This is a genomic window from Nostoc sp. FACHB-892 (assembly GCF_014698795.1).
In the GTDB taxonomy this organism is placed as follows: domain Bacteria; phylum Cyanobacteriota; class Cyanobacteriia; order Cyanobacteriales; family Nostocaceae; genus Nostoc.
Genome location: NZ_JACJTR010000001.1, coordinates 217,990 through 234,117, shown reverse-complemented (window position 1 = coordinate 234,117; position 16,128 = coordinate 217,990). Strand labels below are relative to the sequence as shown.

The following is a 16,128-nucleotide window of genomic DNA, read 5'->3' as shown; positions in this document are numbered from 1 at the left end:
CTCCCCTGCTCCCCCTGCTCCCCCTGCTCCCCCTGCTCCTCCTCATCCCCACTCCCCACTCTCCCTGACTTGGATATCGATTCTCTAATACAACCCCTACAACGCTTTGGTGTCCATCTGGGACTCGATCGCATTGTCAACCTATTGGCAAATCTCGGCAATCCCCATCATCAAGTCCCGGTAATTCACGTTGCTGGCACAAATGGCAAAGGTTCAGTCTGTGCCTATCTTTCCTCGGTACTGACTGAGGCTGGTTATCGTACAGGACGTTATACTTCCCCGCATTTAGTTGATTGGACGGAACGTATTTGTTTGAATGAACAGCCAATTTCCTCTGAAGAATTGAGCCAATTATTAGAAAAAGTCCAAGCGGTTATTCGTGCTGGTGACGAATCGCCAACTCAATTTGAAGTAATTACCGCAGCTGCTTGGTTGTATTTTGCCCAGCAGCAAGTCGATGTGGCTGTGGTAGAAGTCGGACTAGGAGGGCGCTTAGATGCAACAAATGTCTGCTTAGAACCGTTGGTTACGATCATCACTTCCATCAGCCGGGAACACTGGCAGCAACTTGGCCCTACCGTCGCTCATATTGCTAGAGAAAAAGCAGGTATCCTTAAGCCTGGATGTCCTGTTGTAGTTGGCGCATTGCCACCAGAGGCAGAGAAAGTTGTGCGATCGCGTGCTTTAGAATTACAATGCCCCATTTTTACTCCTCAACCCGCCCGTCAAATCGCTACACAATGGGCAGAATATGAAACACTTCAAAATTCAAAGTTTATTAAATATCCCTTGCCATTAGCGGGACAAATTCAATTAGCAAATTCAGCTTTGGCTTTAGCTACTTTAGAAATTCTCCAACAACAGAGTTGGCAGATTTCTGAAGAAGCCATAATTAACGGCATGGCAAAAACTAAATGGCCAGGGCGGATGCAATGGACTACCTGGAAAAACCATAAATTATTACTTGATGGCGCTCATAATACCGCCGCCGCCGAAGTTCTTCGCCAGTATGTCGACAGCTTAAACGCAGTTAACCCCAAGCCAGTCAATTGGGTTATCGGAATGTTTTCCGATAAGGATCATGCTGATATTTTTGCCGCCCTGCTGCGGCCAGGCGATCGCCTTTTTTTAGTACCAATACCAGTAGAATCTTGGCCAGGTAGAACTTCTGCTGATTTAGACTACTTAGCAAACCTAGCTTACAGCCTCTGCCCCAAATTAAGCGATCGCCAAATACATCCAGATTTATTCACAGCACTAGAAGCCGCAACTTCAACCACCACCACAGACGATTTAATCGTTGTATGTGGTTCCCTTTATCTAATAGGCGATTTTTTATCAACCACCAATATAATTCGTAAATCATAATTACAAATTACGAATTACGAATTACGAATTACGAATTTATCTATTGTTCCACTCTTGCTCCGCATCTTCTACAGCTTTATCTACAGTCTTCTGGTCTAACATTGCTGCTTGCAAGTTCTCATAAATTGCCTTTTGCAGTTTGTTGGAATCCTTCAAAGTAGGGGTTAATATTTCTGCTTGTTGTAGTTGTTGGGCAGTGATAACCCGCGCTTTTTCTACTGTTGAAGCATTAGCTGGAACCTCTTTAAAGTAACTATCAGATAATGCTTTAACTGTAGAAGGTAAGACATTTGCAGCTTTAGCAAAGGCTAACTGATTTTCGTCATTGGTAACAAATAAAGCAAATTTCACAGCACCATCGGGTTGTTTGCTATCGCGGGGAATAACCATATTCATAACCGCCACATTCTTCTTACCTGTGTCACCAGTGAGTTGAGGTGCGATCGCTGAAGCTTGAGCAATTTTCGGGGCATTATTAGCGATCGTTTTCAGAAACTCTGGCCCAGAGGCTAGAAACGCAGTCTCTCCAGATTGGTATAAATCGATCGCGTGGCGATGTCCTTGGGTCAAAGCTTCTTTAGGAAGCAGCCCTTTTTTATACAAGTCTACCCAATACTGAAACGCTGCCTTACCTTGTGCTGAATTAAACGCCGCTTTCCCCTCAGCATCTACTAGGGTGACTCCCATTTGCACGAAAGATTCCAACACTTCACCAGAATCTTGTGGTACGAAAGTCACAAAAAACGCATATTTGCCAGTCTTATCTTTAATTTGTTGCGCTGCTTGTGCCAATTCTGCGTAGGTTGTGGGTGTTTTATTGATACCTGCCTGTTTTAATAAATCGGTGTTATAAATGGTTAGCCGTGTGGTGAGATACCAGGGAATCCCAAAACTCTTGCCATTGAGCGTGCAAGATTCCCAGATATTCGGTAGATAGGAGGAACGTACATCGTTTGGGACTTTTGTATCTAAATCTAACCAGGCATTTCGTCCCGCAAGTTGGGAAGCAAAACCCGGATTGAGGTTAACTACATCAGGTGGCGTTTTTGCTGAGACAGCTGTTAAAATTTTGTTCTCCATCGCCGCCCAAGGTACATCAACCCAGTTAACCTTTATACCTGGATTTTGCGATTCAAAATTCGCAATTAGGCTTTTGAAGTAGTCGGTAAATTGAGGTTGGAGTTGCATCGTCCAAAACTCAACAGTTGCCGTTCCGGAAGTAGCCTGTTTTGTGCCTGTACTGACATTACCTGTGCCGCAGCTTACAACCCAACTGGTTAATAAGCCAAGCAGTACAAAAGCAACAAGTTGTTTAAATTTTCGTAATTGAATCATTTTCCCAGTATTTTTACGCTTGCTCAGTGTGAAAAGCTTAGATCAGAATTGTCAAGATTAAAGGTTAAATAAATTACCTAAGCGCCAAGTCCATTTCTTAGTATCATTTAAATTTTCAATTTAGCAGTCCAGCGGGCACAACTGTGGTAAAAAGCTTCAATAGTCTGTTTGGCAAATCGAAGAAGGGGGTCGGCATTGAACTTGCTCCCGAACGGGTCAATGTAGTTCAGCTACGCAAGCAACGTCAAGGCTTAAAACTAGAAACCTTTACATCGGTAGCAGTTCCAGAAGGCGTAGTTACCGATGGTCAAATCACCGACCCCGCAGCAATGGCGCAATTAATCCAACAGGCGCTAGCTGAGAGCAAAATCAAAACTTCTCGCGTTGCTACTGCTGTACCAGGGCGAGATTCCATCGTTCGGATAATACCAGTACCGGCAGAGTTAGATGATAAAGAACTGCGAGAAATGGTGCTGAACCATGAAGCAGGTTTGTATTTACCCTATCCTCGTGAAGAGGCTGATGTAGATTATCAGAAACTTGGGTACTTTGTAGATGAAGATGGCATTGAAAAAGTACACGTACTCCTAGTTGCCACCCGCAAGGAGATAACAGATACCTATATAAGTACATTCGAGCAGGCAGGATTACAAATTGATGTTTTAGAAATTAACAGCTTTGCTCTAATTCGGACTATTCGCGAGCAACTGCGGCAATTTGGGCCGCAAGAAGCAGCAGTCCTAGTTGATATAGAGTTCGATAGTACAGAAATCGCCATCATCGTTAACGGAGTGCCGCAATTTTCGCGCACAGTCCCAATCGGGACTTATCAAATGCAAACTGCCTTAGCAAGGGCAATGAGCTTACCCACATCACGAGATATGGAACTGTTACATGGGATGGTTATTCCCCCAACTCCCATAGACGGCGGTAAAACCGGCGTTACTGAACTCAATCCTGGTATGGCAGCCATCTTGAGAGTATTGGGAGAACTAACGGATGAACTGCGCCGTTCCATCGATTTTTACCTGAATCAAAGTGAAAATTTGGAGGTAGCGCAGATTATATTAGCTGGCCCAGGAGGTGGACTCCAACAACTAGATGAATTCTTTACTCAACGATTGAGCTTGCCAACTACCCAAATAGATCCAATCGGGTCTTTGTCTTTGGAAGTTGACACCGATAAATATCCACAGGTGCAACGCTCAGGCTTGGCGATAGTACTTGGTCTAGGAATGCGGGAGGTGTAACAAAATGTACAGCCTAGATGTTAACTTTCTTAAAGATCGCCCAGCATACCAGAAAAAGCCTGAGAGAAAGGGAGGAATATCCCTAAATCTGCCTACAGGGGATTTGACACCAATCTATGCGGGAGTTGCAGTAGGTGTAGTCCTTCCAGCTTTATTGGGGCTTGGTTGGTGGCTGTTGCAAGGGAAGATTGTTGAATTAGAGGGGCAGATAGCACAATTACAGCAAGAAAGCAATAGATTAGATACAGAAATCGGAAATATTAACAAAATCAAAGCCGAGACGAATGCAATTAAAGGGGAAACCCAAGCTTTAGTAACTGTATTTGACCAAATTCGGCCTTGGTCAGCAATGCTGCAAGATTTGCGCGATCGCATCCCCGTAACAGTGCAAATCGAGACTATCAAGCAAATCCCACCCATTCCGGCTGCGGAAGGGCAGCCACCAAGTAATCCTGCCGGGGGATTAGAAATTACTGGATTGGCTCGTTCTTTTAACGATGTCAATGATTTCTTATTGAGTTTACAACAGTCTCAATTCTTGAAGTCCGCAGAAAGCAGAATTCTGACAGCAACGTTAGTGGATGCTCCTTTACCACCAGGTGTGGATCAACTTGCTAATCCTGTAGCAATTAAACCGCCCCAAGTAGTTAAATACACCATCCAATCGAGTATGAACGATGTTCCAGCTTCAGAATTAATCCGGGAGTTGGAAAAAAAAGGCACAGTGGGCTTAGTGGCTCGAATTCGTAGTATGCAACAAACAGGAGTCATTTCAAAATGACGCTGAGTGATGATTTAAATTTTGGCGAACATGGTGGGGAATTCGATTCGGAAACGCCAGCTTACCCTATGGTATTTGGTATTGCCTTCACACCAAAAATCATTGGGATTTTGGTGGGGGTAATTGGTTTAGCGGGAGCAGGTTATATATTTTTAAACCTGCTGATGCCAGCTTGGGAAAGCTATCAGCAGCAGCAAGCAAAAAGCTCTGAACTGCAAGGGCAAATTGAGCAAAAAAAAGCCAGTATAAAACAAATTGACCAAGTTAAAGACGAACTAGCACAGGCAAAACAGCAAAAAGTTCAGGTTTTAGGTTTATTTGCTGACGAAAAAACCTTGGATACATTGCTGCTGGATATGAATCGCTTGGTTGAGTCTGGCAATACTCCAACTTCTCTGAATGTAGTCAGAGCCAAACTAAAGAAATTTGTGCCAGTTTCCCAAAAACCAGAACCAATTATAGATGGAAGTTTAGGAGTACAGGTTGACGGTAAGCTGCAACGCAGCAGTATCAATGCCGAAATTACAGGAACTTATGAGCAAACGCAATCGATAATGCGTAACATCGAGCGTTTACAGCCTTTGTTAATAGTTAGAGATTATCAAGCAACTTTGGCTCCAGTAGAGTCAAGAGACCCATTAGATAAAACGCCGGTGCAGGTAGGCCCAGCAGCGATTAATACATCATTCCAGTTACAGGTATTGATGCCACTTAGTCCAGAAGAAATAGCCGCCGCAGCCGCCGCAGCCGCAGCTAAAGCTGCTCCGAAAAAGTAGTTAGGAGTTAGAGGTTAGGAGTTAGGAGTTAGGAGTTCTCATTCCTAACTACTCACTCATAACTTCTCACTTTTAGCTAACTACTGAAAGTTCTTTGTAAACAAGGTGTTATTAGGTGAGGAATGAACTGTGAAACAGCTTCACGGTAATAGTTTTATATTAGGTACTGCCGCTTTTGTATTTTTGGCAGCTCAACCAGTTTGGGCACAAATTAGTCAAATTACTGATGTACAGTTAAATGCAGTTAATGGTGGAATTAGCGTTGCTTTAAAGACTTCTTCAGGGTCGCGCCCCCAAGTTTTCACTACAAAAAGAGGCAAGGCTTTAGTCGCAGATATTATCAATGCTCAATTACGATTACCACAAGGTAAGAGTTTTCGTCAAGATAGCCCAGCACCAGGAATTGCCTCCGTCGAGATTAATCAGCTTGATGCCAATAGTATCCGAGTGACGGTGACTGGTAGTAACAATACACCTGGCAGTCAACCTGTGGTGCGATCGCAAAATGGAATTACACTCAGCTTTAGCCCATCTGGTGGCACTACAGCATCAGCACCAACGCCAACAGCGCAAACTTTCACAGCACCGCCTACGACTCCAGCCCAATCTGGTCAAAAGCCAGATGTTCTTGTTCCTAACCCGGAAGTCACCATTGACGGACAACCTGCACAAGCTGCTGGGCCAGGTCAACCTGTGAGTCAGGCTCCACCTTTCTTACCTAGAGCCGTCGCGCCACCCGTGGGAGATATTGCCATCTCTAATACTGATGCTTCTCCTAGCACCATTGACTTAGGAACTCAGGAACGTGTACCCCGTCTAGTGCTGCGAGATGCGCCCGTGCGTGAGGTTTTGTCACTGCTTGCCCGTGCTGCTAATTTAAATCTGGCTTATATTGGAGGTGAGCAAGCTGCTGCTGGAGGTGAGCAAGCTGCTGCTGGAGGTCAACAAGCTGGTGCTGCTAATGCACAAGCAAGCTCTCAAACTATTTCCTTAGATATAGAAAACGAGCCAGTGCAAGATGTGTTTAACTACGTCTTACGCTTGAGTGGTTTGGAAGCTAACCGCAGTAATCGTACAGTTTTTGTTGGCCCCAAACTACCCAATTCCACCCGTGACATGGTTATGCGTAGCCTGCGACTCAATCAGGTGACAGTAGGAGTCGCCCTAAACTTTTTAGTCGGCTTAGGGGCAGAAAGTGCCGTCAGCCGAGAGCGACAAGTTACCAGCGTTGATGCTGTGCCTGTTGGGGCTGGAGCTACGCCTATCACCCAAACTCAGACGACTACGGAAAGTAGAGTTGAAACTCAACGCGTTAATTTTACAGACTCTAGCCCATTACTTAGAGGTTTACAGGCATTAGGAGATGAGCGCACCAATTCCCTGACCTTGATTGGCCCTCCTCGGCTAGTTGAGATGGCAATGAATCAACTAACTCAGCTTGATATCCGCCGTCGTCAGGTGGTAGTCAATGTCAAGATTATCGATGTTAACCTCTTGAATACCCAAGACTACAATACTAGCTTTTCCTTTGGGGTTGGTAACAACTACTTTACAAGTGATGGCGGTGCAGCATCTCTCAACTTTGGCGGTTCCAGACCAGCTACAAGAGCTGAAGCATCAACTAGTGTGACTAGTAGACCTGTCATCCAGAATCCTATAACGGGAGAAACATTTTTGGATGTTCAAAATAATAGTGTACAGTCCGCAAGAGCTAGTTTAGGCGATCCGCTGCAACCAGGTATTACAGAATTTACTCCAGGAACAGGTACAACTCCCTCTCAATCTACATTCGCTCTCCCAAGTTTATTCCAATTCCCTAGGCGTCTTCTAGCTAGCTTGCAGGCTCAAGTCCAAAATGGCAATGCCAAGATTTTGACAGACCCGACGTTAATTGTGCAAGAAGGTCAAACCGCTAATGTCAACCTGACTCAGGAAGTGGTAGGTAACATTGTAAGGGAAATAGTTCGCGATGCGAATCTTGCTACAGAAACGATTTCAGCGCAAAAAGATCGAGTAGGTTTAACCCTAGCTGTCAAAGTTGAGCGGATTGACGATAACGGTTTTGTCTCTCTATCGGTAGCTCCTGTCGTCAAAGCACCCCAAGCTCCAGCTACCATAAATGTTGGCGGAGGTGGTAGCCAACAAATATTCTTGGTATCAGAGCGCTCTCTTAATTCTGGCTCGGTTCGCTTGAGAGATGGTCAAACACTAATTCTCTCAGGTATTATTCAAGATTCAGACCGGACAACTGTTTCCAAAATTCCTATTTTGGGTGATCTTCCACTAATTGGTTCGCTATTTAGAAGTACAAACAGACAGAACCAGCGTAATGAGGTGATCGTATTACTCACACCTCAAATCATGGATGACACAGAGAACTCCTCTTACGGCTATAACTACACTCCCAGCCCAGATGTGCGACAAATCCTTGAGCGTCGGGGGTTGAAAGTTCCTGGTAGATAATAGGGATGATGAGCAGGTGAGTCACCTCTGGCTCAAACCTTCCTAATTATTGCCAAGTAGCGACTACCATCTAAATGGGTTTGGGATAACGCTGTTTTCTGACAAGAAAACTTACAGTGTATTTCAGGTAAATGAAGTATATGGGTAGGGGCACAACATGTTCATTGGTGTCAACTTAAGTTAAAACGCTTATCCCACAGGCGTTTTACCCCACACGCCAGATGCTCTACTTGGGGAGACCCCTTGGCGCTAGCCTCTCCCTTTGGGAGAAGACCGCACTGGCTCCCCTTAATCCCCTCCCCGTTCACGGGGAGGGGAGATTTTGCCGCTAGACAAAAGCGGGGTGGGGTTCCGACGACTTAATTGGTAATTGAGTAGGCTTGATATAACGTCATTGCCAGGGTTTCACGTTAAGTTGACACCAATGGGCATTGCGCCTTGCCCCTACGATTATCTGTACCTCACTAACTCGCAATTTGCTGTAAGTTAGAGATTTTGATAATATTTCTCCGAATTGAGTTTCAGAAAAATTTCAATTTTTAGCAATAGTTAAAAGTAGCGATCGCATTTTCCAAAACTCCATAAATAACTAATTACCCTCTGCTACTTTTTCAGAAAGTGTGAGCAGGAATGTCATATTTTCTTCAGCTTTTAAGGCATGGGGCGCGTTAGCAGGCATAAAGACAAAAACACCAGCTTTAAGCGCAATGCTTTCTCCAGATAAAGTAAGTAAACCTCTACCTTCGATTACGTTGATCGTGGCATTACGAGTGGAGGTATGCTCAGAAATATCAGTATTAGCTGCTAGGCAAAATAGAGTGTATTGACAAGCATTATCTTTCAGCAATACTTTGCTGAGAACTCCCGCACTGGGGTATTCAATTTGTTCTCGTAGTTGAGTGATGAAAGATGGGCTATTTGTGATTGAATTGGTCATAGTATTTTAATATTCTGAACCGTAAAGAAAGGCTGATAATCCTTGAATGATTATCCGTATTTATTAGGCGATGGTTTGGGGAATAAATTATCTTACTGGGCAACAGCACACAAAATGATGTAGCCTAATTCGTCTTGGTATTTATGAAAAACTTGGCGAATTTCTAAAACTCGCTTGCGGATATCTCTCTGCGTCAATATATTCCACAAAAATTTAGTTGCATTAAAAATACCTTCATCTTGAAACATCCGTCTTAAATTCAATAATTTCATTGAGTCAGTTTGGCATTTCTCTACTTGCAATCTTGCTGCGGAAAAAGCTGAAATCCAGTTGGTTTCTGACAACGGTGTAGAATTAACTCGAATTACTCGTGCCAAATCATCATGAATTTGTTCTTCTTTGTTACTAGCTGATAGTTCATGGGAGAGAAATTTGCCTCCCGGTTTGAGCCGATGGTGAATTTCAGCTAAAAGCTTGGCTTTTCCCAATGGGGATTGCATCGTGAGAATGGCTTCTGCCAATACATAATCAAATTTTCCGGCGATTGCTTCTAGGTTGAAAATATTACCTTCAATGATTTCGACTTCATTTTCTAAGCCAGCAGCACGAATATTAGCACGCGCACAAGCTACACTATCAGGATTTTTTTCAACGCCTACCACTTTGACATGATAGCTTTTCGCTAAGGCGATCGCACTATATCCAAAGCTAGAACCTAGCTCTAAAACTGTCTCTCCAGGCTGAAAGTTTGCCCATTCAAATAATTTATCGGTGGCTATTCTTCCACCAGGACGCAGATATTTTTTACCTGCTGCTGCTAAAACTTCGTGTCCAGTAGCTGTTTGGAAATTGAGGATAGTGTTGGTCATCTCTGCGACCCTCTGAATTTGCCTTACCCTCAATTTCTCAGGAATTTATGATATTGTCTCTGAGGTAGCTCATAGAAGCAGTATTATTTTGCTTTCCACTCGTGGTCAAGGATAGCGTAAAGAAAATTATCGTACCATCTGCCTTTGATTAACTCTTTTTCCCGTAGATGACCTTCACAACGCATACCAATTTTTTCTAATACCTTTACAGAAGCAACATTCTCCGTTACACACCAAGACCAGATACGATGCATTCCCAATTCTTCAAAGCCAAACTTTAAAATGGCTTGTGCTGCTTCTGTTGCATAACCTTGTCCCCAATACTGAGTATTTAATTCATAGCCGATGTTTGCTTCCCGCAGTTCAGAATCGTTTACACGGATGCCACAATTGCCAATAAGCCGATTTTCTTCTTTGAGGACAACAGCTAACTGAAACTTTGTTCTTGGTTGCTCTTTTTGCTGACCAATAAACATTTGTACAAATTCGCAAACATCCTTCTGTGTGCGATGTGTCCAATAGTTATAACGCAAGTACAAAGGATCAGATTGATAGGTAAAAACCGCCTGCCAGTCTGCTTCTATAAAATCACGCATTAGCAAACGGTCTGTTTCTAAGATCATGTTTTTTCTCTATTTTTAGCTTTTACATCTTGCACCTTGAGGAGTAGCATCAGGATAATAGGTAATGATTGCTTTTTCTTTAGTAACAAAAACTGTAGGAAAGGATTTACCTGTTTCTTGGTCACGTACATTATAAATACACGCTCCGTCATTATTACCTTGGAGCTTATATATTCTGGTGGCATCTAAAAGCATTTCTTCGGCATTGCTGAGGTAGCCATAGCCTTTGATGACATCTGTTACTGTCCGATTTTTCTGCTTAATTACTACACCCATTGTATAAATGACTCCAGGAACAACTTCCTCTCGTCCTTGATTATTTGGCAACCGTCCGCCTATTCCTTCATTTTGCAACTGTAAATATCTACCGTGAAAATGTAAGCCACCTATATCATTGGCGTTATATATTTCACTACAAAATATATGCTCAAACCCTCGGCGTTGAAACCAAATATTCGTTAAATCTTCGAGAAATTGTGCTTTATTCTTACGTCCTGGACGAAGTTCACCGCCGCTAACTTGCTGAAGTTTTTGCAACACATCTGGGTAATAAGATAACAATTGTTTAAAATTATTAGAACTAACTCTTGTACCAATAGGGCCGCAGAGGTTTAGTACAGCCTTGTCAAAAGGATTTAGCAGAGGTGGAGATGGTGTAATATCTACCTTTTGTCCTGCGGGGAAACGAACAGTAACCGGGTTATCTACGTTGTCAAAAAACGGCAGAAGTTGCGTATTTGGCTGAGGTTGCGCCTTCACGGAATTTTGCCAGGAAAAAGGGGAAACCAGTACCAAAAAAGCAAGCATATTTACCATCTGCTTTGACCTATTGGTTAAAAGATTTAGCTGCATAATTTTAGATTAATTACTTAGATAGCAATACTACATCAAGTTTAATTTAAGGAATAGAATACTTTATAAAAAACCCGGTTTTTTTAATAAACCGGGTTGATGAACTTCTTTAAAAGTCTGTTGAATTGAAATCTTAAATTGTTGATCACGCTATCTTAAACTAGCGAAACGTAGTGCGTAAATCTTTGGTAATTTTACCTAATTAGCGAGTGGAATCATTAAGTTGCCCGATCAATTTTTTGCACTTCTTCATCAGAGAGTTTCACATTGATAGCTTGTGTTGAGTCTTCAATGCTAGAAACCTTGCTAGCACCTGGAATTGGTAAAATAACTGGCGACTTAGAACGCAACCACGCCAAAACGATATTATACAGTGACACACCTTTTTCTTTAGCTAAGTGAGCGATCGCAGGGATATCTTGTAAGTTCTGATGGCGACGCCTACCACCAAAGGGACTCCAAGGCAAAAATGTTAATCCTTGCTGTTCGCAATACTTCAATACGCCGTCATTTTCTGGCTGTCGTTGCCAAGGGCTGTATTGGTTCTGCACTGAGACAATATCCACCACATCTCGCGCCCGCTTAATTTGTTCAACGGAAAAGTTAGAAACTCCCACAAACCGAATCAAGCCAGCTTCTACTGCTTCTTTCACTGGTGCAAGGGATTCTTCAATTGTGTAACTAGGATCGGGGGAATGGTATTGCCAAACATCGATGGGTTTAGCACCACCTAACGCCTCAAAACTTACTCGAATTGTTTGGCGCAAATGTTCTGGGTTGCCGTTGCTTGTCCAGTTACCATCGGGACGCATCAAGCCGCCCTTAGTTGCCACAATTACTTGGCTAACATCGCCTTTGTAACTAGCAAGTGCCTTGTGAATTAATCGCTCATTGTGATGCTTATCTGACTCATCTTTGCAGTAAGAATCGGCAGTGTCAATAAATGTAATACCCAAATCCAGGGCATGATGAATAACTTGGATTGACTCTGATTCGGGAGGACGATTAGAGATTGACATGGGCATACCACCCAAACCGATCGCACTTACAAAGATGCCAGTTTTTCCTAGTTGTTTGGTTTCCATGCTTCTAGCTATAGCTTTCTGCCCCAATTATCTATCAGTTAGCCAAAGCTTTTGTAGCTATTCATCATAAATCCTCCCTGGTACTTAGTGAGCAGTAAAGGGGCTACCAGGGGAATACTCTACTCAGGGGTTAAGTATTCTATACACAGGCACTGATGAAAATTGTCGAGGAAACCCGTACCAGATTGCAGCTAAAGCATCGGCCACTCAAAGATTGGCTTACTGGGTGGTGCATTCTTACTTTATGCTTAAGCTTTTTGATTTACTGCTTATTTTTTGAGTCTGCTTCAATTAAGATAACTTGCCATCGCCTTTCATCAAACCGAATTAATTGTGAATTGAGGCGGTTCACTTTGCTGGGAAGCATGGAGAAACTTAAAATGTTTGATCTCCATGAAGCATACATTCTTACAAAGACTGGTAGCAGAGGAGGGAAAACTTATCAAGTTGTGATTGTAACTCCTTTTGGATACTTTACTCTTTTATCTCATGTTAGCTATCAAGATAATCAGGAAGTTATTTTTAAAATTAACGATTTTATTAACTCCGAGAAAACATCTGTATTAGTACAGCAAAATCAACGGCATTATCTATTTTTCTTAAGTTTATTTTTATTGGTTATGATAGCGATCGCTGCTTTTTTTGCTACATCACCTGTAACTACCTGTACCTTCTATAAGAGTATCGATAAGGTATTTATCGAACGTAAAAGTTTGCGTGTAAACCAAGTTATCGAACATCCACTAGAAAATATTCTGCGTTTTGATATCCAAGAAAAGCAATTTAGATACTCTAAGCTTTATCGGGCTGTAATTGTGCTGAAATTATTCAAGGAAATCCCAATTAATCCACAATATACTGATGAAAGTAGCATCCGATATACAGTTTCTAGGATACATTCATTCCTACAATTTTAACAAAAATCATTTTCATTCCCTGACAATGTTCCCTGAAGCTGAAGTCATTCGGCTCATTAACACAACCTAGTACCGCAAGGCGTAAGTCAAAAGTCAAAAGTCAAAATGAATCAATACAGCGTAAGCGTTTCGCTGATTTGGAATGGATTATTTATTTCCGCCGCGCTGTATTAGTCAACTATAAATACCTACTTTGTTAGTTTGTTTAATTAAGCTATGTTTGGTAAATAAAATAAATAGCCTACATGATCGGCTGTTATTCTACACTTGACATAAAGCATAGTGAGTGCCAAGAGACGACTGCCAGAAACCACTGCCCATGTCAGAATTACCCGCCAATCCTGGCAACACGGCTTCCTTGAGGGTGAAGTGAGTGCCGGTGAGTTTGAGTGGCATTTTCAGTGGCATTTTCGCCGGGGAGAACTTGCCGTCAAGCCTTCCCAAGGCCGCGCCTTAATCAAAGAACCCCTTGGTCGATTCTTAGAGCAACAAGATTATCAACTAGAGCCTGGAGGAGATTATGCTTTTACTATTCGGGCGGAACTTTAAAAGTTAGTAGTTAGGAGTTAGGAGTTGGGAGTTAGGAGTTGGGAGTTGGGAGTTTGGAGTTTGGAGTTGGGAGTTTGGAGTTAATGAGCTAATTCCTTACTCCTGACTGCTGAGTGTTGATTCTGTGAGGCGATTTAAGTATCTTTCGATTAAGAGGATGGCAACAATGTCATCTATCGGTCTTGGTGGCTGCCGCAGACCCTGTGGTAATAGCTTTGTTAGCCCTTTGGGTGGGAACATTTGCCAATAGCGATCGCGTGCTTCTAAGGTTGTGTAGCGCTCATCCACTAAAATAATACTCAACGGTTCTGTCAATTCTTGATATAACTGCTGTCTCCACTGCTTGGCTGTAGTTTGGTCGCCCATCACCATCAAGGAGATCGGAAACTTTTGACGCAGTGTCTCAATGGTAGCGATCGCCTCTTTTGCCAGTACGACATGATGATAATACAATTGCCGATCCAGTCCCATCACCGCTAAACCACACTTATCTCGACCTGGATCAAACCCCAAGATGACTGGTTGCATTGGTGAAAATTCCCGGAAGGTCATAATAAATTAAAAATTAAAAATTAAGAATTATAAATGAATAAATGCAATCACAGCAACTATTTTGGCTGCTTTTCAATATGTTTAAATCTTACTAATAACAGTGTGCAAATATTTTTTTAAGTACTAAAGATAATTTGTCCGTTGACTATTGCCACTAATTTGACTCTCAATGGCCCGGCTGTATAAGTGTCGTTTGCTGCGATCGCTTTGATTTCCAATGGTTGATTGTACTGTCTTAATTGGTTGATAAAGCGCAGAAAAGTCCCGTCTACTTGCACATTTTCGATAATTCCGGCGTTACGGGCACGAAACTGGGAAGCAGAAATCAGTATTTCCAGTCGCTGCTGTAACTGATACGATGTCATGGTTTTGGAATCAGCAGTAGTTGTGGCCAGCACCGCGCCTTCCGAAAAAACTAATTCATTTCGAGCTGTATCGGCGAAAAACTCTATCTGCTTTTCTCCCCTGACATAATTACCAGCTGAGAAAACTCGCACCACGTATTCTTGACCATCCTCAATCTGCTTGCTCAATTTCTCAACCCTCTCTTGGGTAAAGCGTAGTAGCTCTGCATTTGCAGAATTTGCCCCAGGCTCACTTAATTCGAGGTTGGCGTTGCGGTTAGCTTCTTGTAAAAGTTGTTCCACTGCCTGACGAGCAGCAGTAGGTTGCGTAACACGAACTACACCCGCGGCCAGAACTTGACCGCGAACTAAGGCCAGCTTCCCTAGACGTAGGTCGCGGTAGGACTGATAATATTTTTCTAACCTTGCAACTTCAAGTTCTAGTTGCTGCTGTTGTGCTTCCAATTCTTTGAGGCGCGATTCTCGTTTGGTAATCACTTGCTCTCGCGCTGCAACTTCTGCATTACGCTTTTGAATCAGTTGATCCAGTTGGGCAATTTTGCGATCGCGTTCTTCTATGGCTTCTTGGCGATTAGCAAGTTCGCGATCGCGTTTTTCAATTGCTGTTTTGGCTTCATCAATCGCTTTTTTAGCTTCAGCATACAGTCTTTGACGTTCTGTCTTCAGTTGCTCAACTGCCGCCTGTAGCTCTTTTCTCTGATTGTAAACGCTTTGCAATTCAGCTATGGCTTTTTGGTACTGAGTTACAACTTGTCCTAGCTGACCTTGAGTGCGCTGAAGTTGAGTTTGAGTTTGAGCTTGTTGACTAATGGTGCGGTTCAACTGAGCTTGTGTTTGCAGTTGTTTGGCATTCGCCGCTTGCAAAGATTTATTAATTGCCTGTAAGTCTTGTTGTGCCTTAGCTTGGGCAATTTTTGCTTGGTTTAGCTCACTCTCTACCTGACTTTTTTGAGTTTCTGCGGTTTTTAGCTGTTCCCGCTTCTGTCTGAGGTCTGTTTGAATATCCTCTAACTCAAAAACTCCCTTTCGCAAGCCTTCGTCGGCAGCGAATAAAATTCCTAATGTTGATGCTGAAATCAAACCGCCCGTAAAAATAGTTACCAATACAGCAGTGTTTTTCGGACGAAGGTTAAAAAGTGAGAGGCGGGCTTTGCCAACTCGTGTGCCGATGCGATCGCCCACGGTTGCAATTACGCCTCCCAGAATTAAAATTGCTGCGATGAGGATGTATCCGGTGGTCATCTTTAGCTACCGAAATCCTTCCAGATACAGCCTACTACTTTTAACCATTGTCTGGGGAGAAGTGGAAATTGGCAATAGCTGAAATTACTCAATTTTAGATTTACCTCTAGCTATTAGTGTCATTTTTCAAAATAGAACACGCGCCGATTCCCCTTTCTCCAATT

The 16,128-nt window shown here is 42.8% G+C and carries 15 protein-coding genes; 7 read left to right on the top strand and 8 right to left on the bottom strand.

Annotation, left to right across the window (positions count from 1 at the left end; genetic code table 11):
- Nucleotides 1-69 precede the first annotated feature (69 nt).
- The gene (locus H6G96_RS00950; protein WP_190909502.1) at nt 70-1,368 is read left to right on the top strand and encodes a folylpolyglutamate synthase/dihydrofolate synthase family protein; all 1,299 of its coding nucleotides are present in this window, start codon (nt 70-72) and stop codon (nt 1,366-1,368) included.
- Nucleotides 1,369-1,404: 36 nt separating this feature from the next.
- Here the strand turns inward: H6G96_RS00950 and H6G96_RS00945 are convergent, their stop codons facing one another.
- Entirely contained in the window at nt 1,405-2,703 is a 1,299-nt protein-coding gene (locus H6G96_RS00945) for a sugar ABC transporter substrate-binding protein (RefSeq protein WP_190909501.1), read from the bottom strand.
- 143 nt (nt 2,704-2,846) lie between these two features.
- Between H6G96_RS00945 and H6G96_RS00940 the strand changes: the two genes are divergently transcribed.
- From H6G96_RS00940 to H6G96_RS00925, 4 genes are all read left to right on the top strand, one after another.
- Entirely contained in the window at nt 2,847-3,953 is a 1,107-nt protein-coding gene (locus H6G96_RS00940; RefSeq protein WP_190909500.1) for a type IV pilus assembly protein PilM, read from the top strand.
- A gap of 4 nt (nt 3,954-3,957) precedes the next feature.
- On the top strand, nt 3,958-4,734 hold the full coding sequence (locus tag H6G96_RS00935) for a PilN domain-containing protein (protein ID WP_190909499.1): 777 nt from the start codon (nt 3,958-3,960) through the stop codon (nt 4,732-4,734).
- A complete protein-coding gene (locus H6G96_RS00930; protein WP_190909498.1) occupies nt 4,731-5,510 on the top strand; it encodes a pilus assembly protein PilO in 780 nt (259 codons plus the stop codon). The genes H6G96_RS00935 and H6G96_RS00930 overlap by 4 nt, the downstream gene beginning before the upstream one ends.
- 129 nt (nt 5,511-5,639) lie before the next feature.
- On the top strand, nt 5,640-7,973 hold the full coding sequence (locus H6G96_RS00925; protein WP_190909497.1) for an AMIN domain-containing protein: 2,334 nt from the start codon (nt 5,640-5,642) through the stop codon (nt 7,971-7,973).
- Nucleotides 7,974-8,562: 589 nt separating this feature from the next.
- Here the strand turns inward: H6G96_RS00925 and H6G96_RS00920 are convergent.
- The 5 genes from H6G96_RS00920 to H6G96_RS00900 form a co-directional block, all read right to left on the bottom strand.
- Nucleotides 8,563-8,910: a cupin domain-containing protein gene (locus H6G96_RS00920; RefSeq protein ID WP_190909496.1), complete on the bottom strand. Its 348-nt coding sequence runs from the start codon at nt 8,908-8,910 to the stop codon at nt 8,563-8,565.
- A 92-nt stretch (nt 8,911-9,002) separates the two neighbouring features.
- Entirely contained in the window at nt 9,003-9,779 is a 777-nt protein-coding gene (locus tag H6G96_RS00915) for a class I SAM-dependent methyltransferase (protein ID WP_190909495.1), read from the bottom strand.
- Nucleotides 9,780-9,862: 83 nt separating this feature from the next.
- Complete coding sequence (locus tag H6G96_RS00910) at nt 9,863-10,402, bottom strand: GNAT family N-acetyltransferase (protein ID WP_190909494.1); 540 nt, start codon at nt 10,400-10,402, stop codon at nt 9,863-9,865.
- A 15-nt stretch (nt 10,403-10,417) separates the two neighbouring features.
- Entirely contained in the window at nt 10,418-11,209 is a 792-nt protein-coding gene (locus tag H6G96_RS00905; protein ID WP_242063146.1) for an EndoU domain-containing protein, read from the bottom strand.
- Between the two features lie 263 nt (nt 11,210-11,472).
- The gene (locus H6G96_RS00900) at nt 11,473-12,339 is read right to left on the bottom strand and encodes an aldo/keto reductase (protein ID WP_190909492.1); all 867 of its coding nucleotides are present in this window, start codon (nt 12,337-12,339) and stop codon (nt 11,473-11,475) included.
- 380 nt (nt 12,340-12,719) lie between these two features.
- Here H6G96_RS00900 and H6G96_RS00895 point away from each other — a divergent pair, with 380 nt between their 5' ends.
- On the top strand, nt 12,720-13,256 hold the full coding sequence (locus H6G96_RS00895; protein WP_242063132.1) for a hypothetical protein: 537 nt from the start codon (nt 12,720-12,722) through the stop codon (nt 13,254-13,256).
- A 282-nt stretch (nt 13,257-13,538) separates the two neighbouring features.
- Complete coding sequence (locus H6G96_RS00890) at nt 13,539-13,805, top strand: DUF3146 family protein (protein WP_190729480.1); 267 nt, start codon at nt 13,539-13,541, stop codon at nt 13,803-13,805.
- A gap of 96 nt (nt 13,806-13,901) precedes the next feature.
- On the opposite strand, the gene H6G96_RS00885 is transcribed toward H6G96_RS00890, so the two are convergent.
- Entirely contained in the window at nt 13,902-14,357 is a 456-nt protein-coding gene (locus H6G96_RS00885) for a pre-16S rRNA-processing nuclease YqgF (RefSeq protein WP_190729481.1), read from the bottom strand.
- A gap of 116 nt (nt 14,358-14,473) precedes the next feature.
- Nucleotides 14,474-15,964 carry a DUF3084 domain-containing protein gene (locus H6G96_RS00880; protein WP_190909490.1) on the bottom strand — a complete coding sequence of 497 codons (1,491 nt, stop codon included), beginning with the start codon at nt 15,962-15,964 and terminating at the stop codon, nt 14,474-14,476.
- Nucleotides 15,965-16,128: the final 164 nt, after the last annotated feature.